General features: G+C 45.1%; 18 protein-coding genes. 3 read left to right on the top strand and 15 right to left on the bottom strand.

Going from position 1 to position 23,382, the window contains the following annotated elements; genetic code table 11:
- Nucleotides 1–4: 4 nt before the first annotated feature.
- From BST85_RS11390 to BST85_RS11330, 13 genes are all read right to left on the bottom strand, one after another.
- Nucleotides 5–1,492: a RagB/SusD family nutrient uptake outer membrane protein gene (locus BST85_RS11390; protein WP_104813361.1), complete on the bottom strand. Its 1,488-nt coding sequence runs from the start codon at nucleotides 1,490–1,492 to the stop codon at nucleotides 5–7.
- Nucleotides 1,493–1,495: 3 nt separating this feature from the next.
- Nucleotides 1,496–4,519, bottom strand: coding sequence for a SusC/RagA family TonB-linked outer membrane protein (locus tag BST85_RS11385; RefSeq protein WP_104813360.1), 3,024 nt, complete (start codon nucleotides 4,517–4,519; stop codon nucleotides 1,496–1,498).
- Between the two features lie 256 nt (nucleotides 4,520–4,775).
- Nucleotides 4,776–7,454 carry a helix-turn-helix and ligand-binding sensor domain-containing protein gene (locus BST85_RS11380; RefSeq protein ID WP_181040011.1) on the bottom strand — a complete coding sequence of 893 codons (2,679 nt, stop codon included), beginning with the start codon at nucleotides 7,452–7,454 and terminating at the stop codon, nucleotides 4,776–4,778.
- A gap of 188 nt (nucleotides 7,455–7,642) precedes the next feature.
- Nucleotides 7,643–8,146 carry a hypothetical protein gene (locus BST85_RS11375; RefSeq protein WP_219842122.1) on the bottom strand — a complete coding sequence of 168 codons (504 nt, stop codon included), beginning with the start codon at nucleotides 8,144–8,146 and terminating at the stop codon, nucleotides 7,643–7,645.
- A gap of 49 nt (nucleotides 8,147–8,195) precedes the next feature.
- Complete coding sequence (locus BST85_RS11370; RefSeq protein WP_104813358.1) at nucleotides 8,196–9,146, bottom strand: ABC transporter ATP-binding protein; 951 nt, start codon at nucleotides 9,144–9,146, stop codon at nucleotides 8,196–8,198.
- Nucleotides 9,147–9,206: 60 nt separating this feature from the next.
- Nucleotides 9,207–11,369, bottom strand: a complete 2,163-nt coding sequence (locus tag BST85_RS11365) for a prolyl oligopeptidase family serine peptidase (protein WP_104813357.1) — start codon at nucleotides 11,367–11,369, stop codon at nucleotides 9,207–9,209.
- 123 nt (nucleotides 11,370–11,492) lie between these two features.
- Entirely contained in the window at nucleotides 11,493–13,133 is a 1,641-nt protein-coding gene (locus tag BST85_RS11360; RefSeq protein WP_104813356.1) for an FG-GAP-like repeat-containing protein, read from the bottom strand.
- A gap of 29 nt (nucleotides 13,134–13,162) precedes the next feature.
- The gene (locus tag BST85_RS11355; protein ID WP_104813355.1) at nucleotides 13,163–14,560 is read right to left on the bottom strand and encodes an Ig-like domain-containing protein; all 1,398 of its coding nucleotides are present in this window, start codon (nucleotides 14,558–14,560) and stop codon (nucleotides 13,163–13,165) included.
- 161 nt (nucleotides 14,561–14,721) lie between these two features.
- On the bottom strand, nucleotides 14,722–15,120 hold the full coding sequence (locus tag BST85_RS11350) for a DoxX family membrane protein (protein ID WP_104813354.1): 399 nt from the start codon (nucleotides 15,118–15,120) through the stop codon (nucleotides 14,722–14,724).
- Between the two features lie 66 nt (nucleotides 15,121–15,186).
- On the bottom strand, nucleotides 15,187–16,176 hold the full coding sequence (locus tag BST85_RS11345) for an aspartate-semialdehyde dehydrogenase (RefSeq protein ID WP_104813353.1): 990 nt from the start codon (nucleotides 16,174–16,176) through the stop codon (nucleotides 15,187–15,189).
- A 143-nt stretch (nucleotides 16,177–16,319) separates the two neighbouring features.
- The gene (mscL, locus tag BST85_RS11340; protein ID WP_104813352.1) at nucleotides 16,320–16,727 is read right to left on the bottom strand and encodes a large conductance mechanosensitive channel protein MscL; all 408 of its coding nucleotides are present in this window, start codon (nucleotides 16,725–16,727) and stop codon (nucleotides 16,320–16,322) included.
- A gap of 61 nt (nucleotides 16,728–16,788) precedes the next feature.
- A complete protein-coding gene (alr, locus tag BST85_RS11335; RefSeq protein WP_104813351.1) occupies nucleotides 16,789–17,898 on the bottom strand; it encodes an alanine racemase in 1,110 nt (369 codons plus the stop codon).
- Nucleotides 17,899–17,901: 3 nt separating this feature from the next.
- Nucleotides 17,902–18,546, bottom strand: a complete 645-nt coding sequence (locus tag BST85_RS11330) for a thymidine kinase (protein ID WP_104813350.1) — start codon at nucleotides 18,544–18,546, stop codon at nucleotides 17,902–17,904.
- Between the two features lie 172 nt (nucleotides 18,547–18,718).
- Between BST85_RS11330 and BST85_RS11325 the strand changes: the two genes are divergently transcribed.
- Both BST85_RS11325 and rsmI read left to right on the top strand, forming a co-directional pair.
- Nucleotides 18,719–19,495 carry a hypothetical protein gene (locus BST85_RS11325; RefSeq protein ID WP_104813349.1) on the top strand — a complete coding sequence of 259 codons (777 nt, stop codon included), beginning with the start codon at nucleotides 18,719–18,721 and terminating at the stop codon, nucleotides 19,493–19,495.
- 45 nt (nucleotides 19,496–19,540) lie between these two features.
- Complete coding sequence (gene rsmI, locus BST85_RS11320; RefSeq protein ID WP_104813348.1) at nucleotides 19,541–20,212, top strand: 16S rRNA (cytidine(1402)-2'-O)-methyltransferase; 672 nt, start codon at nucleotides 19,541–19,543, stop codon at nucleotides 20,210–20,212.
- Here rsmI and BST85_RS11315 read toward each other — a convergent pair.
- Nucleotides 20,209–20,799, bottom strand: a complete 591-nt coding sequence (locus BST85_RS11315) for a carboxymuconolactone decarboxylase family protein (protein WP_104813347.1) — start codon at nucleotides 20,797–20,799, stop codon at nucleotides 20,209–20,211. The two genes, rsmI and BST85_RS11315, sit on opposite strands and share 4 nt — an antisense overlap.
- 124 nt (nucleotides 20,800–20,923) lie before the next feature.
- On the opposite strand from BST85_RS11315, the gene recJ reads away from it, so the two are divergent.
- On the top strand, nucleotides 20,924–22,618 hold the full coding sequence (recJ, locus tag BST85_RS11310; RefSeq protein ID WP_104813346.1) for a single-stranded-DNA-specific exonuclease RecJ: 1,695 nt from the start codon (nucleotides 20,924–20,926) through the stop codon (nucleotides 22,616–22,618).
- Here the strand turns inward: recJ and BST85_RS11305 are convergent.
- Nucleotides 22,605–23,375 (bottom strand): UDP-2,3-diacylglucosamine diphosphatase, encoded by a 771-nt coding sequence (locus BST85_RS11305; RefSeq protein ID WP_104813345.1) that lies wholly within the window; start codon nucleotides 23,373–23,375, stop codon nucleotides 22,605–22,607. The two genes, recJ and BST85_RS11305, sit on opposite strands and share 14 nt — an antisense overlap.
- Nucleotides 23,376–23,382: the final 7 nt, after the last annotated feature.

Here is a 23,382-nt window from a genome sequence, read left to right as displayed (position 1 = left end):
CTTTTTAGTATCCTGGGTTTTGTTCCCAGCGGTTACCTGCCAGTTGAATTTCTATTTCCGGAATTGGGAATAACTCGTGCTTTCCTGGGGTAAAACCTTCAATTTCTTGAGCTGCACGGCCAGTTCTGACCAGATCGAAGAAGTGTTGTCCTTCTCCTACCAACTCTCTTCTTCTTTCCAGGTAGATGGCGTCAAGTAACGCGCCACCTGAAGTTGAGATATCTTCAAGCCCCGCACGGTTTCGAACCTGGTTGAGATATTGTTGAGCCAAGCCTGCATTTCCACCTCCTTGCGCCAAGGCCTCTGCTGCCATCAATAGCACATCAGCATAACGGATCGCACGGTAGTTATTTGGGTTGGTCAGGTTTTGGTCCGGAATGTTGGAATCTCCAACTCTAGGGATGTACTTCCTATTGAAGTAACCTGTGTGCTCGAATCCTTCAGTGAAACTGACACCCGCGCCATTATTGAAATCCTGGTTCTCTTCTGCAAACTTCTCGATATTCAGTATGGCTATATCCTTTCGAAGGTCATCATCATCGAAGAGATCATAGGTTTCTTGAGTGGGTACGTTAAAACTAAAACCGGACTCAAAAAGAGGTCCGTTAAAGGATCTGGGCCCGTTAAATCCAACAGCTACATTCCCTTCGCTACACTGCAGACAGCCAAATCCGGCTCCTTGAACATCGGTATATTGGATTTCGAAAACAGACTCTACATTGTTCTCATTGTCATTTTCAAAGATGGTGGAATAATCCTGGATCAAGCTGTGCGCACCAGAGTTGATAACCTGGTTTAGCGCGGCAGCGGCTTGCTGGTATTTACCTTGATAGAGATAAACTTTTCCTAACATGGCCAGGGCTCCCCATTTGGTTACCCGTCCAGTTTCTGCCCAGCTTGGGGGAAGATTCTCCGCAGCAAAGATCAGATCAGCCTCCATTTGCTCAAATATTACAGCCTTGGGTGTACGCTCGATCTCATCCTGATCTCCAAAAAGGATTCGCTGGTCTACCGAAAAAGGAACATCACCAAAGAATTTGACTAATTCGAAATAGAAATAGGCTCGTAAAAATGTGTTCTGGGCCAAAACTTGCTCTTTGCCCGGAAAATCTGTTTTATCCTTGAATTCCATGATGTAGTTGGTCCTATTTACAGCAGCATACATCCATCTCCATACGTCACTTAGCTGTGCATTGATAGGTGTATGGCGCATGTCGTCTATCTCCTGGATACCTGGCACATCGATGGCGCTTTCTCCGCCGGCCAATGTATTATTGGAGGCGATCTCGCCTAACATCACATTTATATAGGTCCATTGCAGACCATCGTAGGAAGCGATAAGAGCTCCTTGGTAATCTGCTTCCGAGTTAAAGAAATCCTCCGAATTCTCATCCGGGGAAGTAACGGTCACAAAATCATCGCTACAGCCAGCTAATAGTCCAATCAGTAGCAAGCTCAGCACAAACAGTATGTTGTTTTTTCCTCTTTTCATCGCTTAAAATTTTAGGTTAAGTCCCAGTCGGTAAATTCGTGGAGTCGGATAGAAACCGATATCGATTCCGGCTCCGATCGGAGCTCCAGAACTGGCAGTAGGGTCATATCCCCTGTATTCTGTAAAAGTGAATGGGTTATCTACGGAAACATAAAGTCTCAGACTATCAAAATTACTGGACTCGAACACCTTCTCAGGCAGGTTGTAACCAAGTTGCATATTCTGGACCCGCAGGTAAGAACCGTCTTCAACAAAGTAATCCGAGAACAGTGAGTTTCCAGTGGCGGAGGTCGTTACCCGTGGGTCAGAATTAGTGGATCCCGGTCCCGTCCAACGATCCAGGAAATTGACACTCCTGTTGGTCAGCGGTTGGAACCGTTCATAATTTCTTACAATATCATTTCCGATGGAGGCAAAGGCGAAGGTTTGGAAGTCAAAATTCTTCCAACCTATATTGAAGTTAAAACCAACCAGGAAATCGGCAATTGGATCACCGATATTGGTTCGATCGTCCGCATCAATAACTCCATCTCCATTGATGTCCACGAATCGAATGTCACCAGGTTGGGCGCCTTGTTGTAAAGCGTGATTGTTAACCTCATCCTGGTTTTGGAAGATACCGTTTGTCTGCAAGCCATAGAAATAGCCAATCGGGAAGCCGGCTTCCATTCGCGATGGAAAGTCCTGACCTACGCCGAAGGAACCGCCAGGTAAGAAGGCATTGTCGGTGTTCACAAACAACACCTCATTGTCCAGAGCGGTGAAGTTACCGCCTACAGTCAGGTCTAACCCATTATTGAATTTTTGGCTGTAGCTTAGACTCACCTCGAAACCTTTGTTCTCTACTGTACCGGCGTTAACTACCGGAGGTCCTGAACCTGGAGCAGCATCTCCAAGTATACCGGAAACCGGAGCTACCACCAGCAGGTCTTCGGTCCTTCTGTTAAAATAGTCGAAGGTCAGGTCCAGGCGATTATCCAGGAATTCTGCGTCGAAACCAATGTTAAAGGTCTTTTGCTCTTCCCATTTGATCTCAGGGTTGGAAATAGGCCCGATTGCGTCACCAAAGAGCAGTACGTCATCTATTATGTATTCACCTTCACCTTGCAGGTTGGACTCAAATCTGAAATCTGGGATACGGTCGTTACCAATGATACCCCATGATCCACGGATTTTAAGGAAATCCACAACGCCGTTGTCGGCCATGAAATTCTCGTCAGTCATTACCCAACCCAGAGAGAAGGATGGGAAATATCCGAACTTATTCTCAGGTCCAAACTTGGTAGATCCATCTCGACGGATCACCCCGGAAAAGAGATACTTTCCTTTATAATCATACTGAGCTCTGGCGAAGTATGAGAGCAAACGGGCATCGAAGGTATTTCCCCCGTTGATGAAGTTATTCTGTACCATCATGGCATTGTCGATGGATGCCAGTAATGGATCATTATTGGGGATATCAAAACCTGTGAATGAGACAAATCGGCCTGTTGTTTGAAAGACCGAAGAACCAACCGTAACATTCAGGTTATGCTCGTCATTAAATGAATTGGTATAGGTGGCAAAGGTGTCCCAGGTATAATCTCTAAAGATGTTGGTGTTTTCTGTTACTGAGCTGCGCTCAATATTGAATACCTTACCCGATCCATAAAAGGCCACTGGGGCAAACCCCCAACCAATAACCTCTGAGTAGTTCATTTGTATCCTGGACTCAATAGACCAGTGATCCAAGAAAGAGTAGTTCAGCCCAAAGGCTCCTGCTACTTTCCTAACCCGCGTCTGGTTATAGGTGTTTTCCAGCTGAGCCCGAGGGTTGATCACCTCGTTTCCTAATCCTTCCGCCAAGGTAAAGTTGCCATTTTCATCCCTTACCGTAAAAGTAGGCGCATTGTTCAATGCGTTGTAAAGAACAGAACCGATGGCATTTTCCAGAATTCCGCTGGACTCTGTACCAGAAAAGATAATGGAAGAGGTAAACTTGAAATTCTTGAGGAATGAGCGATCGTGGCTTAGTCTGGCAGTGAAACGATTAAATTTCGATTTCTCTTTTCCGACAATACCTTTCTGGTCTACGTAGGACATGTTGAAGGACGTACGAGAATTTTCACCACCACCACTGATGGTCAGATCAGCATTGAAAATTGGAGAGGTGTCGAAGACCTCATCTTGCCAATCTGTTCCTCTCCCAAGGGAGTTAACATTGTTGAATATAGGAGACTGACCACCATTGGCGAAAGCTTCGTTCACCAATAGGCCGTATTCTGTTGCATTGAGAACCGGAATTTTACGCGTGGTTTCCTGAACACCATAAAAGGTCTTGAAGTCAAATCTCATTTCGGAGTTATAACGACCGTTCTTGGTGGTGATCAGAATTACCCCATTCGCTGCTCGCACACCATAGATACCAGCTGTAGCATCCTTTAATACGTTGATGGATTCAATATCGCCTGGGTTTACCACACTGAGGTCCTCGATCACGTTTCCGTCCAGAAGGATCAGTGGTCGGTTATCTCCGTTGGTCGAAACCCCACGAATGTTGATGTTTAGCCCACTTCCCGGAGCACCAGATCCGGAAGTCACCTGAAGTCCGGCAACCTGACCCTGTAAGGCTTGTTCCACACGAACAGGTTTGATTTTTTCAATTGTTTCTGCTCCAACCACCGATACAGCACCGGTGATCTCCTTTTTTCTTTGAGTTCCGTAACCCACAACGATCACCTCATCCAGAGCAGCAACATCTTCCTGCAAGGAAATGGTGCCCAGTTCGGCCGAGGTCACGGCGACTTCTTTGTCAGTAAACCCAATATAACTGATCACAAGGATTTCTCCAGCGGGGACATCTTGAAGGGTGAAGTTTCCATCAAAATCCGAAGTAGTACCGTTGTTGGTTCCTTTTAATATGATCGATGCACCGAAGAGCGGTTGGCCCGTGGATTCTTCGATCAAGTTTCCGGTAACGGTCAGGTTTTGAGCAAAACCCGCACCGGCAACGAGTATGGCAACTATGGCCAGCAGTATACGATTCATGTTTCGTTTAGTTTCTGAAAAAGTACGGAGAACGAAATAAGAATATGGCAACGCTAGCCTATACAAATAGCATACAATGCAAAAAATAAGCCTATTTTTTAACGATATGTTAATTCAGCCTCTGTGAGTCCTTATAATTAGAGGCTTAAGACTGATTTGGGAATTTGCCGAAAACGAAAACGTTGTAGCCTTTTTTTGTTAATGTTGTAGCCGTGTTGTGGTAATGTTGTAGTGAAATTAAAACCTTGTTAAGGTATTATAAGTCGATAAAGTACTCGTTTAGATTGACTTTGGAATCTAAATTGAGTTTTTTACGCAGTCTGTATCGCTTAATTTCCACACTTCTCGGCGAGATATTTAGTAGAGGGGCTATTTCCTTGGAAGATAGATTGAGCCTCAGATAAACGCACAAACGAAGATCATTTGGTGTAAGATCCGGGTGTTTATCCTTAAGCTTTTTAAAGAAGTTGGTGTCTGCATAGTTAAATGCTTCTTCGAACATCTTCCAATCGTCCTCGTTGCTAATCGTGTTGTCAATATGTTGTATCACAGGAGTGATCTCCTCTAAGGATTTTATCTTGAAAAGTTCGTTTTTGATAGTGTTGAGCGCATTGTTTTTACTGATCATGTTCATGGTAGACATCGCAAGTTCCCTATTCCTGGATTCGATATCATTTTGCAGTTTCTCATTGGTCAATTCCATGATCTGCTGCTGACTGGCTAATTCCTGTAATTTGAGTTCACGTTGCGTACGGTTTACAATGCGTTGTCGTTGCAATTGGTAGTATCTGCGATATAGCAGGTTAATTCCAACCAGAATTCCAATCATCAGCAAGGCGTAGATAGTCAATGCCATAGGGGAACGGAACCAGTGGTCCTGAATAATGAACTCATAGGAGGCGACGTCCTCTGACACTTGATTGTTGATCCTGGATTTGACCATGAAGGTGTATCGGCCGGAAGGAAGATTTTCGAAAGTCGCACCTGATTCTTCAGACCATGGACTCCAATTGTCCTGCCATCCGTCCAATCGATATTGATATTGAGCTTTGAGGAATTTCTGGTAATTGGGTGTATTGAAATCGAAGGATATATTATTGAACTTCGACTTAAATACCCCCAAAGAATCGATGACCACGGCTGCAAACTCCTTATCCAATTCTTTAATGTTTATCGCATGGATATTGACTGCTTCGACAGTTTTAGGTACATGAGCCGTATCCATGATCAGATAGCCGGTTGAGGTCCCAACTACATATTCCGTACCGGATAGCAGAGCAATGTTCTCGTAGCCTTCCATCTCGTTCCTCAATGATTGAGGAGCAGAGATCTTAGAAATGGTATAGCCGCCATCCATCTGAGAAGAGGAAATGGTGATAAAATAGTCTTTGGTAAAACTCCAAAGATTTCCGTTCACATCCGGAACAAGACTGCCAGATATATATTGTTCGTCAGCAAATATGGAGCTGAGGTCATCATCCTTGATGAAATCTCCTGAATTTTTATCGTAGAGAAAAATTCCATATCGACTGGCGTAGATAACGTCATTGCCAAACCCTACCAAACAGGAATTAGCGCTTTTATCTACGGATGTGAGCCGTTCAAAATTTAGGATCTGGTCGTACTCCTCGCTTAAATTAAGCCGATAAACACCTTTGTATTCATGACTAAGAAGGATCTGAGAGGGTGATACAAACTCGAAGTACTTGGAGGATATATCAAAACCGGCCATTTTGTTGGCCAGTATCCATTGTTGATCTACTTGAGTCAATCTGTAAAGACCATTATAAGTGCCCAGAACCAGTTCTTTTTCCCTCCCTGGTATTTCCTTTACATTCCAGGCTCCGCTTAAGGTAGTAATGGGCACCGCTTGATCTTCGATTACCTGAAACAATCCCAGGTCGTGACCACAAAAGATATCATCACCTACTTGCTGTAATTTCCAAACTTGTCCGCTGGTACCGGGGATCAACTTAATGGGCTCTTTGCTGTCCAGCATTCGGTAAAACAATCCCTGATTGGTACCTAAGTACAAGTAGTTTCCCGAAACCAGAGTGGCGTAGGTGGTTCCAAGATTGCCATCCTGATCAATAAAATTCCGAAAGGGAGCTTCAATGTTAATACAGTCGATTCCATTGTCCAGTCCAACCCAAATGTTAGCATCTCGATCTTCGAACAAGGCCAGGGCGGTATTGTTGGCCAGGCCTCCTGTTCTGTCCAGTTGATATACGATATTTCCTTGAGGTCCCAGGTGGTAAATACCTGAGGAAACCGAACCCAGTATCACACCACCATTGGCCAATTGTAACGCACTGTACCATCTTTTAAGACTTAGTTCCTGGTTCTCCTGCCTGCCCCATGGTATTATTTCTTCTTCTGAAATCTCATAAAAGCCTTGCCGTTCGGTTAGCGCCAGAAATTTGTTGTCCATATCCAGCAGCCCGATGATCCGGTTTTCCTGGAAAACGATGTCATTGTTCACCAGTACTCCTTGGCCATTCTCCAGTTTAAAAAGACCTTCATTCAACACATGATAGAATACGCCTAGTGAAGTGTCGAAGACATTGGTCAGGACTCCGTTGGCTTCAATGATATTAACATTCATGGATGCTTCATCCCAGATATAAATGCGATCAAGGGATTGAAAAAGCACATATTCTTCCACCTTGATGATATTCCAGAAGTGTTCATCTTCTATCATCTCGATGTCCAGAGTGTCAGACAATGAGCTGTATTCGAGGTTACCGTATTGGTTGCGATTCCAAAAGCCGAAACCCATATAGTGACCGGAATACACCCGGGATCCATCGGCCAAAACAGAACGGATTATGGTCTCGTTGGGAGAGGGGTAAAGGGTCCATTGAGACCCATTGAATTCTACCAGGCCCTTATTGTTTGCAGCATATATGGAACCGCTCTCAGATTGGGTAAGCATCCAATTCTGATTGTCTGCTCCATAAAGATCAGGAGGAAAATTTAAAACCGGGGGAAGCTCCTGGGAGATGCCCAAGAAACAAAAACAACAATAAAAAAGGCTAAACAGCAGGCGCATGAACCAGAATAATCACTGAGAAATTTAGTGAATTTCGACTAGTTTTTGTTTTTAGCCCCGTTATTCTAACATCATTGTTTCTGATCATATTGTTTTGGGATAGGAAATTCTTCCGATTCCGGCATCCAAAAGATATTGACTATCCACCAGCGTTCCCCGTCAAAGAAGAGTTGAATGCTGTTGATACCACGCATAAAAGGCTCTGTATCGTCAGGGTTTCGAAAGGATTCGTAGGTGCTGAACACGTGACTGACAGAACCATAGGTCTCTATCCTACGACTGATCTCTTTTTCAAAGAATCCGTTCTCCTCAAGCCAAGCCCCGGATGTCTCAATATATTCATCGACACTAAGGAACCGGCTGCCGAAACCCCCTTCCGCTTTCCTTCCGGTTGGGATTAAACGGGCTTCTGGCAAAAAAAGAAATCGAAACAGCTCCCAATCCCTTTTTTCACCTTTGGCGCCAGAGATCACCTGATAAAGGTTCTGGATAATAGAATCCTGGGATTTCACCTTTCGAGCATCAACATCAACATCAACTTTGTTTTGGCCTAGAGCTACTTGGAATATCATCATGAGAACAATCGAGCACAGGGAAAGATGCCAATTTCGATTTGTAGGAGGTTTATCCATTTCGTTCAACTTTAAGTAAAACATGAGACCCAACTTCCATGGCATGAGAATGCTGAAAATAGAGTAGGTTTCCATCAGCTTTGGCCTCTATCAGAAAATGTGATCCTTTAAAATAAGAGTTTACAACTATGGCATGAAAGCCATTCTCATCTTGAGCAATTTTAATCTGATGAGGTAGGTAAAACAAAAAATCACCTTCTGATTTATTCAGATAACTAGCTGGAATTGAACTTACCTCTCCAAAGAAACTGGCGCGGTAATGATTATCCAGTTGTTTATATACGGTTTGAGTAGCTCCATGGATATCTACAGTGCCGTCTTTAATGATCAATAGTTCATCCGCAAATGCCAAGGCCTCTTCACTTTCATGCGTGGCAGTGATGCAGCTTATCTTGCGCTGCTTTAGGTAGCCGTAAAGTTGTCTTCTAAGTTTGTTCTTTCGAAAAGTGTCGATATGGCTAAACGGCTCATCCAACAATAGGATCTCCGGTTGTTTGGCGAGTGCCTTTGCAATGGCTACCCGTTGCTTCTGACCACCGCTCAGATCTCGTACCATTTGGTCTCTTTGATCAGCCAGGTCCACCACTTCCAGCAATTCCAAAACGCGCTCCATGTCCTGATCCGCGTCCAGGCGTGGCAGATAAGTAGCCACGTTTTCTGCTACTGTGATATGAGGCATCACATTGAATTCCTGGGCTACAAGCTTAATGAAATCTTCTCCCGGCACCAGGTTGAAGCGCGGACCAAGCAATGCTTGACCATTCCAACTGATCTTACCCTGTGGCAGGTCCAATAAACCATAGATCAGATGAAGTAAACTCGTCTTTCCGCATCCACTTTCGCCTAATACAGCTAAGTGATCTCCCTGATGAAGGTCGAATTTTATCTTGGAAAGAACCTCTGCCTCTCCATATCCAAATGATATGATATCTACATTCAGCATCTAAAAACTAGCCCCGGAAATACTCCATTTCCGAGGCCAGAAAAATCTGTTCATCTCGAACTATTGTTTAATATCGGTGTTCACTTTTTCCGGTAAAACCTCATAGCCCATATTGTAGAGAGTAAACCCAAATATATCGGCATATTGCTCGATGGTCTTGCTCACAGGAGTACCGGCACCATGACCTGCGTCTGTTTCTATTCGGATCAGTACGGGATTGGCCCCAGCTTGTTTTTCCTGTAACTCTGCTGCAAACTTAAAACTGTGAGCCGGCACCACTCTGTCGTCATGGTCTCCGGTGGTGACCAAGGTAGCCGGATACTCAGTTCCTGCAACTACGTTGTGTACCGGAGAATAACCCTTAAGGTACTGGAACATTTCTTCACTTTGTTCGGAAGTACCGTAGTCGTATGCCCAACCGGCTCCTGCTGTAAAGGTATGATAGCGCAACATGTCCAGCACTCCGACTGCCGGTAAAGCTACCTTCATCAGGTCTGGTCGTTGAGTCATAGTTGCCCCTACAAGCAAGCCTCCATTGGACCCTCCTCGGATGGCCAAGTACTTACTTGAAGTATAATTGTTGGCGATCAAGTATTCTGCCGCCGCGATAAAATCATCGAACACGTTCTGTTTTTGCATTTGGGTACCGGCGTCATGCCATTCTTTCCCATATTCCCCGCCGCCTCTCAAATTTGGAACAGCATAGACACCGCCTTGTTCCATCCATACGGCATTGGTGATACTGAATGAGGGGGTAAGACTGATATTGAATCCGCCGTAACCATAGAGTATGGTTGGATTCTTACCATTGAGTTCGACCCCTTTCTTGTGGGTGATGATCATAGGAACCTTAGTGCCATCCTTTGAGGTGTAAAACACTTGATTACTCACGTAATTGTCCGGATTGAAATCGATCTCTGGTTTACGATACAACTCGGAATTACCAGATTCCATATCGAATTTGTAGATGCTTCCAGGAGTGACATAATTGGTGAAGGAATAGTAAAGCTCAGTTTCTTCTTTCTTCGCACCAAACCCACCTGCACTTCCCACTCCAGGCAATTCGATTTCCCGGATCAGGTTTCCGTCAAAATCGTATTGTAAAACTTTAGAAACTGCATCGATCATGTATTCGGCAAAGAAGTACTTACCACCACTGGACGGGGAGAGGACATTTTCTGTTTCTGGAATAAAATCTACCCAATTCTCGGGTGATGGATTGGAAGCATCAACCTTGACGATCTTTTGGTTGGGAGCATCCAGGTTAGTGCTTAAAAAGAGGGTCGATCCCTCATTATCCATAATATAGGTGTCGCTGTCTGTATGGTCAAGTATGGTCACAAACTCCGGATTGGAACTTTCCATGTCCATTAGGAAAAGTTTGTTTCCAGAAGTAGAGATCCTAGCTGAAACTACCAGGTAACGGTTGTCTTCAGTCATATATCCTGAAACATAACGATGCTTTTCCTCTGGCACACCGCCAAAAATCAGCTTATCAGAATCCTGGGTGGTTCCTAGTTTATGGTAGTACAGTTTGTGCTGGTCCGTTTTGGCAGATAGTTCACTACCATCCGGTTTGTCATAACTGCTGTAGAAGAAGCCATCATTGCCTCTCCAGGAAATACCGCTGAACTTAATGTCTTTCAGGGTATCCTCAATAACCTCTTTGTTCTCAGTGTTCATGACCAGAATTTTTCGCCAGTCACTTCCTCCTTCAGAAATACTGTAAGCAGCAGTTTTACCATCGTCGGAGAAAGACAAACCGCTCAACGAGATCGTGCCGTCCTCCTTAAAAGTATTCGGGTCCAGGAAGACCTCGGCCGTAGAAGGATCTTCTTTTGTTTTATACCGATAGACTACATATTGATTCTGAAGGCCATCATTTTTATAAAAGTAGGTATAGTCACCTTCTTTGAAAGGAGCACCAACTTTTTCGTAGTTCCATAGAGACTCTAATCGCTGTTTTAATTCTTCCCGAAATGGAATATTGTCCAGATAGCCAAAGGTAACCTCGTTCTGAGCTTTTACCCAGTCTCCGGTCTCTTCGCTCATATCATCTTCTAACCAACGATAAGGGTCGGCAACTTCGTTCCCGAAATAAACATCCACGGTGTCAACTTTCTTGGTGGTGTGATAATTCACGGCAATAGGTTCTTTTTGAGTTTTTTCCTGGCAGCCAAGAGCGATCAAAGCTCCCAAAGGCAGGAAATATAGACGTTTCATATGATTGATTTTATGTTTTCTAAAGTACTAAAAACTCCCCTGTTAAACGCTCTGACCAAGGGAACTCAATAAAAAAGCCTCCCAATAATTATCAGGAGGCTTGTTAAGTTTTTTACAATACGCTTATTGCTTTACAAAGCGTTGTGTCATGATGTTTCCTTCTTGCAGGATTCTCAGGAAGTAATTTCCAGAGATCAATGAAGAAACATCCAGCACGGAACGATCCAGACGGCCATTCATGACGCGCTTTCCATTGATATCAAAAACGGTGTAGATCACATTGTCCATATTGCCGTTCAATCCAAGATTCAGAACATCTTTAGTCGGGTTAGGATATAGGATCAAATTCTCTACCAAAGTGTCTTCTAGCCCTAGAGTCTCTTTCTCTGTTGCAATTAATGTATCGTTAATTGGCACATCGTCATAAGTGTCGATGTTTCCAGAAGGCCAGTAGATCGTAACACTGGTAATTTCTGTGTCAGTTCCTATCCCGAAGTGCGTATTCATGGAGCTCATAAAACGGAATCCTTCTCCGCTGCGCACATCTCTGATTTGTGTTCCTGAAGGAGTTACAATTTCTACCCGGGCTCCGATACCGTCTAAGTTACTATCGGTTCCAATAGTAGCTACTTTTAACCAGTTATTGCTGTTACCGTTGTTGATTCTGAGTTCGCCAGGAACATTAGTGTTGGTACTTTGCTCGGCGAAACAGTCAATGAATCCGTCATTGTTTACATCTCCAAATGCTGTTGTAGCACGGATGATGTTGCTTTGAATGGTAAAGGTCATATCTCCATTACCCAAAAGGATGCTACCATTTGAGGCAATGTCGAGATTTCCGTCGTTGTTGAAATCCAGAGTAGCGTTCTCAATACCAGTTACGTTGAATCCTTCCAAACCAGACCCTGCGATGACATCGGTAAACGTGTTGTCTCCGTTATTGACCATCAACCTGTGGAATCCTTCACTAAAAGTACTGGCACCTACCCAAGCATCCATATCTCCGTCATTGTCAAAATCTCCCCAGGCTGAAGACCAGGTTTGCATAGGATCGTCCAAGACCAGGTCGGCCGCATTTTCAGTGTATGTGCCGTCGCCGTTATTGGTGTGCATTTGGTTGGTACGACGAGCCTCAGATCCACCACCGCCGGCATTACATTTGGCGATGAACAGGTCCATATCCCGATCGTTGTCATAATCTACCCAAACCGAACCGTAGTTTCCTCCTGTTGCGAAATCTCCCAGTCCTCCCTGGATATAGGTTAGCTCTCCGGAACCGTCGTTAATGTAGTATACATTTGGCTCTACATCGTGACATACAAAGGCATCCAGGTTGCCATCCATGTTGATGTCAACGAAGTTGGAACGCTGAGAGAAAACAAATTGCGGATAAGAGATCTCGGTAAACGCCGTTCCATCATCATTGGCTCGCATAAAGGTCACACCATTTCCTCCACCATACAGAAGGTCGGTATAACCGTTGCCGTCATAATCGGCTGCACCCAAACTCCAGGATGGGAAATTGTCTGCTGCGCTGGTCGCAATTTCAACTTCATCAAATCCGCCTTCTGCTTTTTGATAAAAGATCTTAATGAGGCTGGTATTTACACCAACAATGTCGTCCAAATGGTCGCCATTCATATCCACTAACGCTCTTTCTGCTACCCCGGTTGTTCCTATTTCCTCAATGGTGAAGGATACTTCCTGGGCAGTTAGAAAGCCAAAAGTTAATGTCAACAAAAGACCGAGTAATGTTTTTTTCATGATATAAATGTTTTGTTATTATCTACTGTTTAATCGCAAGAATTATCTAAAGAATTGATCCAATCCCGCATCAGGTCGATGTTGGCATCGTGGGTCAATGATCTGCCTAGTAGTGGCATACGATACTGTTCTACTTGAGTGGACATCCTAAAGAAAAGTATGGAATTTTCCGCATCGCCAGGGTTGATCAGGTTTTGACCTTCAAATCCTGGGACCGGAGTTTGTGGATCCACGCATACACCCATATTCACCAGATCATCGCTATCGTCGAAGGCTAGCCGCAGTGGTCTGTAATCGCAATGACCTCCAGGTGTATGACAATGCGCACAGTTTATGTCCAGGTAGGATCTTACACGAAGAGTCATATCCAAGCTCTCGTCCGTCCAGTCTACAACCGTATTTATCTCTGATGGTAAATTTCCGCTGATGTATCCCATGTCGACCCATTTGTCCAGTTGGTTGCTCATACCGTCTTCAAAACTGTAAATAGAATTCAGGTTTTGAGGTTTCACCCCAATTGGGATGGCCAATTCGCTATTCTTATGGCAGGTCAAACACTGACTGGTTGCCGGGATACGATAATTCACTGAGCGGTTTTCTCCATCTGCTACAAAATCAAGCTCGACGAAGCCACCGTCACCCACCGTGTCCAGGAAACCTTCATTCTGCTCATCGTTCCAGATGTAGTCTGCAAAGATCCAACCTTCTTCCTTCAGTATCATCAGGCGTGTTTCAATGATACGCTGATTTCCTGCCGGAAGTACATTTTCATAGTAGAAGGTCTTGATAAGTGCTGTTCCGATAGGAAAGTTCAGGATGCTGCCGTCTGCATCGTAAGTCGCAGAAGTCCCGTAAGGCATCCAGACCTGACGGCTTTTTTTGGCGTAATCGGTAAATAATGTGCTGATCGGCTCATATGGCAATACACCATAGACCGGATTGAGCTCACTCAATGTTCCGTCAAAGAAATTATATTCTGTAAGTGTTTCAAATGGCCATTCCTCCAATCTGTAATTGACAGGAGAGAATGGCAGGACATTCACAGTCACTGTTTCGGTAGCGCAACTGCGGCCTGGCTCGTCACAAATGGTGTACGTGAAGGAAATCTCACCGGAAAATTCTCCATCCGGTGTGTACATGATCACATCATCGCGAGGATTTTCAGGAGTTCCGTTCGGGTCCATTACCTGAGCGGACCCTGAACTGGCCGAATTGGCCCTTAGTTCACCGGTGGCCGGAACGTTGGAATCGTTGGCCAGCACATCGATCTCTAATTGGGAATTCTGAAAGACCTCCCCTTCATCCGGGTTGGTATTGATTACAATGGGAACATAGGTGTCCCCTGGTTCACTATCGTCTGATCCGCAACTGATTACTAACAGCAGGGACGCAGAAAGCATTCCTAGGGCTAAAAGTTTCTTTTTCATATAGGCAATTTTGCAAAGTTTCCTCTACATCAAAGGGGCTTTCCAGAACTGGTTCCGAAAATGCCCCTAAATGTAATAAAAGTTTTACAACTATCCCTTTTAAATGCCTATTCTTAAAGGAATTGACCCAAAAGTTGAGAACCCTTTAAAACGGACTAATCCTATTGAAATAGTGGGCGATAGCTATTCCAGTTCTTGTACATCAGTAATCCATTGACCAATGCAACCGCTAAAGCGGGTCCAATATTGGGCGGATTTACGAATACATGGAACAAAACCAAGTTGAGGGAGATGGGCACCAGCATAACCAAAGCAAAGGGCACCCACTTTTTAATGATCAGCAGTAAACCCACCACTACTTCGGTCAGTCCTACCAGGTTCATGATATAACCTTTGCCGGTAGGTTCTGCACCGGAATAACGCAATGCGTTGAAAAGATATTCGGCCTCCGGATAACCTGTAAAGTCGAAATCGACCAGGAACCAAAAGAATTTGTTAAGCCCAAAGACCAATAACATCAATCCCAGACCAAGGCGTAGAATTAGATAAAGTGCTTTCATGAGGAAGTTTTGTTGTTTGCTCAACTTAGACGAACAACAGTGCTCCTACTTACAACAGATTGAAAATCAGACCAGATTATGCGTCAAAAGATGCTCCGCAATCTGAATGGCGTTGGTGGCCGCACCTTTTCGTAAATTGTCCGATACGATCCACATATTCAAGGTGTTAGCCTGAGTAAGATCCCTGCGAATACGCCCCACAAATACCTCATCTTTGTTGTGGGCATAAGCCGGCATGGGATAAGTATTGGTGTCCGGGTTATCCTGCACAACGACACCGTCTGTATTTTGCAGTAAAGCGCGTACTTCAGCTAGTTGAAAATCCTCTTCGAACTCAACATTCACTGATTCACTGTGACCACCTGCAGTTGGTATTCGAACGGCGGTAGCCGATACAGAAAAACTGGGATCGTCCAGGATCTTCTGCGGCTCACGGGCCAATTTTAGTTCTTCCTTGGTGTAGCCATTGTCATCGAACACATCACAGTGTGGAAGGGCATTCTTATGGATTGGATAGGGATAGGCCATCTCTCCCTGGATACCGGCTATCTCATTTTCCAGTTGCCGCACCGCCTTGATTCCAGTTCCGGAAACTGATTGATAAGTAGAAACGATCACCCTTTTCATTTTATAACGATCGTGCAAAGGAGCAAGGGCCATGACCAGTTGAATGGTCGAGCAGTTCGGGTTGGCTATGATCTTGTCTGCAGCTTCCAAGGCGTTCCCGTTGATCTCCGGTACAACCAGTTTCTTGTCGGGGTCCATTCTCCAGGCCGAAGAATTATCGATCACTGTGGTTCCGACCTCAGCAAATTTGGGAGCCCATTCCAGGGATGTTCCTCCGCCGGCAGAGAATAAGGCGATCTCCGGTTTAGCCGCAATGGCATCTACCATAGATATGATGGGATATTCTTGGCCTTTGAAAGTGACCATTTTTCCCACAGATCGCTGGGAGGCCACAGGGATCAATTCACTTACCGGGAAGTTCCTCTGCTCCAACAGATTCAACATAACCTGACCAACCATCCCGGTGGCACCTACAACCGCTACTTTCATAGTACTTGAGTTAGGCCGCAAAATTAGCTGATGTGAATAAATAAACCGTTTAAAAGGATTAAAAAAAAAGACCATCCCCTGTGAGGAGGATGGTTTAGTTAGAATAAGTAGTGTAGCGGTTCCCGCTTGCAACGGGTCGTATCTTATTTCTTCAACAGATCCCGGATCTCGGCCAAAAGGTCTTTCTCCGTAGGTCCTGGAGGAGGAGCTGGTGCTTCTTCCTTCTTTTTGCGGACCTTGTTATAGGATTTGACGATCATAAAGAGGACAAATCCAACAATGAGCAAATTGATGATGGCATTGATCCATTTACCATACATAATGGCGTTCTCAGGCTCGAGAACCGAACCGTCTTCGGCCATCACGGCCTCATCCAGAACTACTTTCAGTTCGGAAAAATCGGCTCCGCCGGCAAAATGTCCAACAATCGGCATCATGATATCGGAAACAAATCCGTTGATGACCAGTCCCATGGCACCGGCCAAAAGAACGGCCACGGCCAGATCGATCACATTGCCGGTCATGATAAAATCTCTGAATTCTTTCAACATAACTAGAATTATTGGTTAGTACTTGCCTCCAAGTTAATCAAACTCGGCGATTTCTAAGAATTTAGTTACGAACAAGTTTACGAATAACCCTTCCGGAAATGGCGGTCAGCAGCTCGTAAGGTATGGTATCAATAGATTCTGCCAATTGCACCAAATTCGGATTCTCTCCAAAGACTATCACGGTATCACCGGTCTCACAGTTGATGTTGCTCACATCTACCATGATCATATCCATACAGACATTTCCAAGTATGGGTGCCTTTTCACCACCGATGGTGACCCATCCTTTTCCCTGTCCGAAAGCCCGGAAAATACCATCGGCATGACCTAGAGGTAAAGTAGCTGATCGGGTTGGTTTATCGGCTACATATCCCCGATTATACCCCACGCTTTCTCCGGGTTTTAGATGATGAATTTGGGAGATTATGGTCTTTAGGCTGGCTACCGGTTTGAAATTTTGATCGAATTCAGGATCATTTCCGAATCCGTATAGACCAATACCACAGCGCACCATATCGAATTGGGATTGCGGGTAGTTAAGTACTCCTGAGGTATTCAGGATGTGACGCCTTGGAGCGTTCGGAAGACTGCTTTCCAAATAGTTAGCCATTTGCTCGAACTGCTCGATCTGTTCCAGGGTGAAGTGCCGTTGGTTTTTGTCTTCGGTGGCCGCAAGATGAGAAAAGACAGACCGGACTTCAATACTCGGTTCTGAGACAATGAGCGCTTTGATCTCGCTCAGATCATCTTGCTGAAACCCCAGGCGATTGAGCCCGGTGTTGAACTTCAAATGCACCGGATAGCGTTTTTGCTTCATTTTACGAGCCTGAGCCACGAAGTCTTTTAAGGTCTCAAAGGAGTATAAACTGGGTTCGAGACAGCGATCGATAATGGTTTTGAAATGATGTGGTAAGGGATGAAGCACCATGATAGGAGTCTGGATGTCGTGATCCCGCAGTTCTACACCCTCTCGCGTATAGGCTACCGCCAAGTATTCCACTCCCAAAGTATCCAACTCCCTTGCAATTTCGACCGAATCGCTTCCATAGCCCCCTGCTTTGACCACTCCCATAATGGCCGTTTCAGGATTCAATTTGGATTTGATATATCGATAGTTATGTCCCAGGGCGTTCAGGTCCAACTCCAGGGTGGTTTCGTGGATCTCAGACATGGATCAGGAGGACTTTTTATTCTTGTTTGGCACGATCTCCGGATCTTTGACGTCCATTTTTTTGACCTTTTCCCGGAGCATGGCCTTGTAGAAGGCGGCTCTGCTCAAAGGTTCGTATTCGTCGTTTTCACCTAGCAGTACGAGATCGTTGTTGGAGGATTTTCGATAGCTGTAGTTGGCCAGGTTTCCTGTCCTTGTGCAAACTGCATGAACCTTGGTCACATATTCTGCCGTTGCCATCAACGCCGGCATGGGGCCAAAAGGGTTGCCCTTAAAATCCATGTCCAGACCCGCTACTATTACCCGAATTCCTCGATTGGCCAGGTCATTACAGACCTTGACGATCTCGTCGTCAAAGAACTGAGCTTCATCAATGCCGATCACATCACAATTATCTGCAAGAATAGGAATATTGGCCGCTGCGGGAACCGGGGTCGAACGTATCTCGTTCTGGTCATGGGATACCACCAGATCATCGTGATAGCGAACATCGATTGCTGGCTTAAAGATCTCTACCCGCTGACGTGCAAATTGAGCACGTCTCAATCGGCGGATCAGTTCTTCGGTCTTACCGGAAAACATCGAACCACAGATCACCTCGATCCAACCAAATTGTTCTTTTTGATTAACCGTGTTTTCCAGAAACATAAGCGGGCATTTGATTATAAGGACGAAATCTTTGACGATTCCATCAAGGATGCGTAAATTTAACAAACATATGCCGAATAAGGGGTCATTAGGGAAAGAAGTAAAATATATTGGGGACCTTTTTCGTTTTAAAAAGCGAATAATTTAGATAGGCGTTTGACTCACATCCATTATGAAAAAGAAGTTAAAATCTAAGATACAACAACTGGCCAGGCAGATCTTGTCGCAGGACAAACTGGAAGACACCTCCGCCATGTTGGAATCAACTCGAGAGCTTTACGAGTTGTTAACCGTGCTCAACTATTTGGAGACCCAGATCCTGGGAGAGGAAGAAGAGGTTAAGACTCCGGAAGTCGAATCCATGGATTCTAAAAGCTTCCGAGAACAAAACTGGTTCAGAGAGCCCGAGCCCTTGCCGGTCCCCGAGAATAACGAGGAGATTATAGAACCAGTCATGGAAAAGATCAAGGATCTTGTGGCACAAATGCCTCAGGAGAGTCAGGAAGTAGATCAGCTTCTGGAAGAAGTACTTCCTGTTCGAAAGGCCTGGAAAGATGAAGCGGAGGAAATCAGTAAGGACTACGGGGACTTACCTGTTTTCGAACGCAAACCAGCCGAGCCATCCATGAGCAGTCAGACCATTACGCAACCGAAAGCCAACGGCGGGGCTAGTCATATTCAGGAAATGGATAGGCCTCGATCACTTAATGATAAGCTGCACAGAGGGCTACATATCGGATTGAACGATCGGCTGGCCTTTATCAAGCACCTTTTCGACGGAAGAACACAAGACTACAAGCGCGTTCTTTCCCAGATCAGTTCGATGGAAAGTTATGAAGAGGCAGAAACCTTTATTAAAGGAAAGGTCAAACCAGATTATAACTATTGGCTGAACAAGGATGAGTATGCCGATCGCTTCATGACCATAGTCGAAAAGAGCTTCAATTAGATGTATTCCCAGTGGGCTGAACATCCTCTGTGCTAAAACTCGGATATGGGTAAACTTTACCTGGTACCAACTCCAGTCGGTAATTTAGGAGATATGACCTATAGAGGTGTCCAGGTTTTACAGGAGGTAGATCTTATCTTAGCAGAAGATACCAGGACTAGCGGGAAGTTGCTGAAGCATTTCGGAATAGAAACACCCATGTCCTCCTTTCATATGCACAATGAACATAAACGTCTTAAAGGGGTCGTAGAGCGATTGCAGGCAGGAGAAGACATTGCCTTGATCTCAGATGCCGGCACACCGGGCATCAGTGACCCCGGATTTTTACTCACCAGGGCCTGTGTGGCGGAAAGCTTAGAAGTTGAGACCCTTCCCGGTGCAACTGCTTTTGTTCCGGCCTTGGTCAATAGTGGGCTGCCTTGTGACCGATTTGTATTCGAGGGTTTTCTTCCAGTTAAGAAAGGCAGGCAATCCAAGCTGATGTCACTCGCGGAAGAGAGCCGGACAATGGTCTTTTACGAATCTCCCCATAAATTGCTTAAGACCTTGTCACAGATGATGGATCATTTCGGATCGGATCGTCAGGCGAGTGTGAGCAGGGAGATCAGCAAACTTCACGAAGAGACCATACGCGGATCGCTAAGTGAGTTATATGCTTACTTTGAAAAGAATGCTCCCAGGGGAGAATTTGTATTGATCGTAGCAGGTAAGGACTAAATGTGCTTCCCTTTATTCCAACCGTGTTTCCCCAGGTATTGATTGCCGCTCTCTACGGCACCATCCTCAATACTCGTTCCCATAGAATCATTCCATCTGTTGAGATATCCGAAAAGGGAGATAACGCCCAGCATTTCCACGATCTCGCCCTCGTCCCAATGTTCATATAAGCGGTCTTTGATGGTTTGATCCACAGCGTTGGGTACCTGAGAAGCTACCAGAGAAAAATCCAATGCGGCCCGCTCTGCTTCTGAGAAAGCCGGATGCGTTCGATATTCCCAGATATTATCCAATTGTTCTTGCTCGGCCCCATAGCGTTCTGCCGCTCGAATGGCGTGTGCTTGGCAATAACGACAACCGGTAGAGTTGCTGCTTACCCATGCGATCATTCGTTTGAGGGCTGAGGTAACCCGTCCTTCATTGGCCATGACGGCCTTATTCAAATTGATAAATGCTTTGCTGATTGCAGGTCGGTGCTGCATAGTGAGCACACTATTGGGACAAAACCCCAGGGTCTCGTTAAAAAAGTCGGCCAGTTCCCTGGTTTCCGGGTCGTGATCCGGAGAAAGCGGTTTAACTAAAGGCATAATTCCTGAATTATCATAACAATTCAAAAGTAAGCGTTTCAACACCCACTTTCCAAACCGGTTTTTCCCATCTTCAAACCACAGAATGTTTACTTTTATATTCGCTCCCAATTAATCCGACAATATGCGCTGGAAGTTCCGTCCCGAGCCACCTAAAGAGACAATAGAAAGACTGGTCAATGAGCTGTCTGTCAGTACAATAATCGCAAAGTTATTAGCACAGCGGGGGATAGAAACTTACCAGCAAGCCAAGGATTTCTTCCGCCCCGGTTGGGACCAACTTCACGATCCTTTCCTAATGAAAGACATGGATAAGGCTGTAGATCGTGTAGACACAGCCTTAAAAAAGGGAGAGAACATATTAGTCTATGGAGATTACGATGTGGATGGGACTAGCAGTGTGGCCATGATGTTTGACTATCTCAGTTCCAGATCTGAACAAATAGCCACTTACATTCCGGATCGGTATACAGAGGGATATGGGGTTTCTCTTGCCGGTATAGATTACGCCAGTGACAACGAGTTTTCACTGATCATTGCATTGGATTGCGGAATTAAGGCCATTGAGCAAGTAAAATATGCTGAGGATCAAGGAATCGATTTTATAATCTGTGATCATCACTTGCCGGGAAATCAACTTCCTGATGCAGTGGCGGTTTTGGATCCTAAACGAGGAGATTGTGACTATCCTTATAAGGAACTTTGTGGATGCGGTGTAGGTTTTAAGCTGATCCAGGCCTTGGAGCAGAGAGAAGAAAGGCCTAAATCGCATTTAAGTCCTTACCTGGACCTGGTGGCTACGGCCATAGGGGCAGACATTGTTCCTCTGACAGGTGAAAATAGGAACCTGATGGCCTTGGGTATTCAACAGATCATGAACAATCCCAGACCGGGTATCAAGGCCGTGCAGATCAAGGCGGGAAGAACCGTTTCTTCGGTCAGTGATGTGGTCTTTCTATTGGCTCCAAGGATCAATGCGGCCGGTCGCATGAAACACGGTAATGAAGCTGTCCGATTATTGACTTCGACGGATATGGATGCGGCACTTCAGTGTGCAGAAGAGATCGAGCAATTTAATAAGGACCGCAAGGAGACTGATAAGGAGATCAGCCTCCAGGCCCTGGATCAGATAGAGGAATTAGGAGAACAGCAAAGAGCCACAACGGTGGTATTTGACCCTAACTGGCATAAGGGAGTTATCGGCATAGTGGCCTCCCGGCTTATAGAGACCTATTATCGTCCAACTGTGGTGTTTACTCAGAGTGGTGATAAGTTGGCGGCTTCCGTCCGCTCCGTAAAAGGCTTTGATGTTCACCATGCATTAGAACAATGCGCTGACTTAATGGTACAGTTCGGGGGCCATAAGTATGCGGCTGGTTTGACCTTGGATCCTAAAAATTATCAAGCTTTCAAAGAACGCTTCGAAAAGGTGGTGAGCGAAAGCATCACGGAAGAATCCATGGAGCCCGAATTGCTGATCGATGAATTGATCCACCTTGGGGATATCTCTCCGAAATTCTACCGGATTTTAAAACAATTTGCCCCTTTTGGACCCTCCAACGGCAGGCCCGTATTTGTAAGTGATAATCTGAGGCTCAACAACCCGGCTCGGCAGGTGGGCGCCGACAGAAGCCATTTGAAACTAAGTGTAAGACAGACCAATTCTGATCCAATTGAAGGCATTGGATTTGGACTGGGGGACAAGTTGGAATTGGCTAGTTCTGAAACAGGGTTTCAGGCCGTTTTTTCACTGGATGAGAATCATTGGAACGGGCAGACCAGCCTACAGCTAAAGTTCAAGGATATCAAGGCTCTTTAGGGCCTTGGAATGTTTTTAGATGAAATTCTGAACCATCAAATTCTCCATAGGTATAATGGGTGATCCAATCCCCTAAATTGAAATAAGTAGAGCGATCATTCAGCTTAATCTCCATAGGTAGGTGTCTGTGACCAAAGACAAAATAGTCGTAGTGCTTGGTTTCCAGTTTGCGTCTTGAATAGGCCGCTAACCATTCTTTGTCGTCTCCCAGAAAGGTCTTGTCTTCCTCGCCAGAGATCAATTTGTTCTTTACGGATAGATATTGAGCGATCCGCATACCCAATTCAGGATGGAACCAACGGAAGAGCCATTTGAAAAAGGGGTTGGTAAAGACCTTTTTCATGCGCTTATAGCCTTTATCACCGGGTCCTTTACCATCGCCATGACCAATCAGGAAGATCTTGTCATTGAATTGAAACTCCTTCACATCCCGGTAGATGGGAATGTTCAATTCGGATTCAAAATAATCCCTCATCCAGAGATCGTGATTCCCCACGAAGAAATGAATCGGAATTCCACTATCACTGATCTCGGCTAGCTTACCCAGCACTCGGACAAACCCCTTAGGGACTACGGTTTTATATTCAAACCAAAAGTCAAAAAGGTCCCCTAACAAAAATATAGCAGCCGCATCCTGTTTCACTTCATCTAACCAGGCAACGAATTTTATTTCCCGTGGCAGACTTTCGGCAGGAGTTGGTGCGCCTAAATGGTTGTCACTGGAGAAATAGATCTTCTTACCCGGAGGGACTTGCATACCCAAA

Source organism: Aureitalea marina (genome assembly GCF_002943755.1).
Classification (GTDB): Bacteria; Bacteroidota; Bacteroidia; order Flavobacteriales; family Flavobacteriaceae; genus Aureitalea; species Aureitalea marina.
Note: the sequence above shows the minus strand (reverse complement) of the source record. Positions and strands in the feature narration are given on the sequence as shown.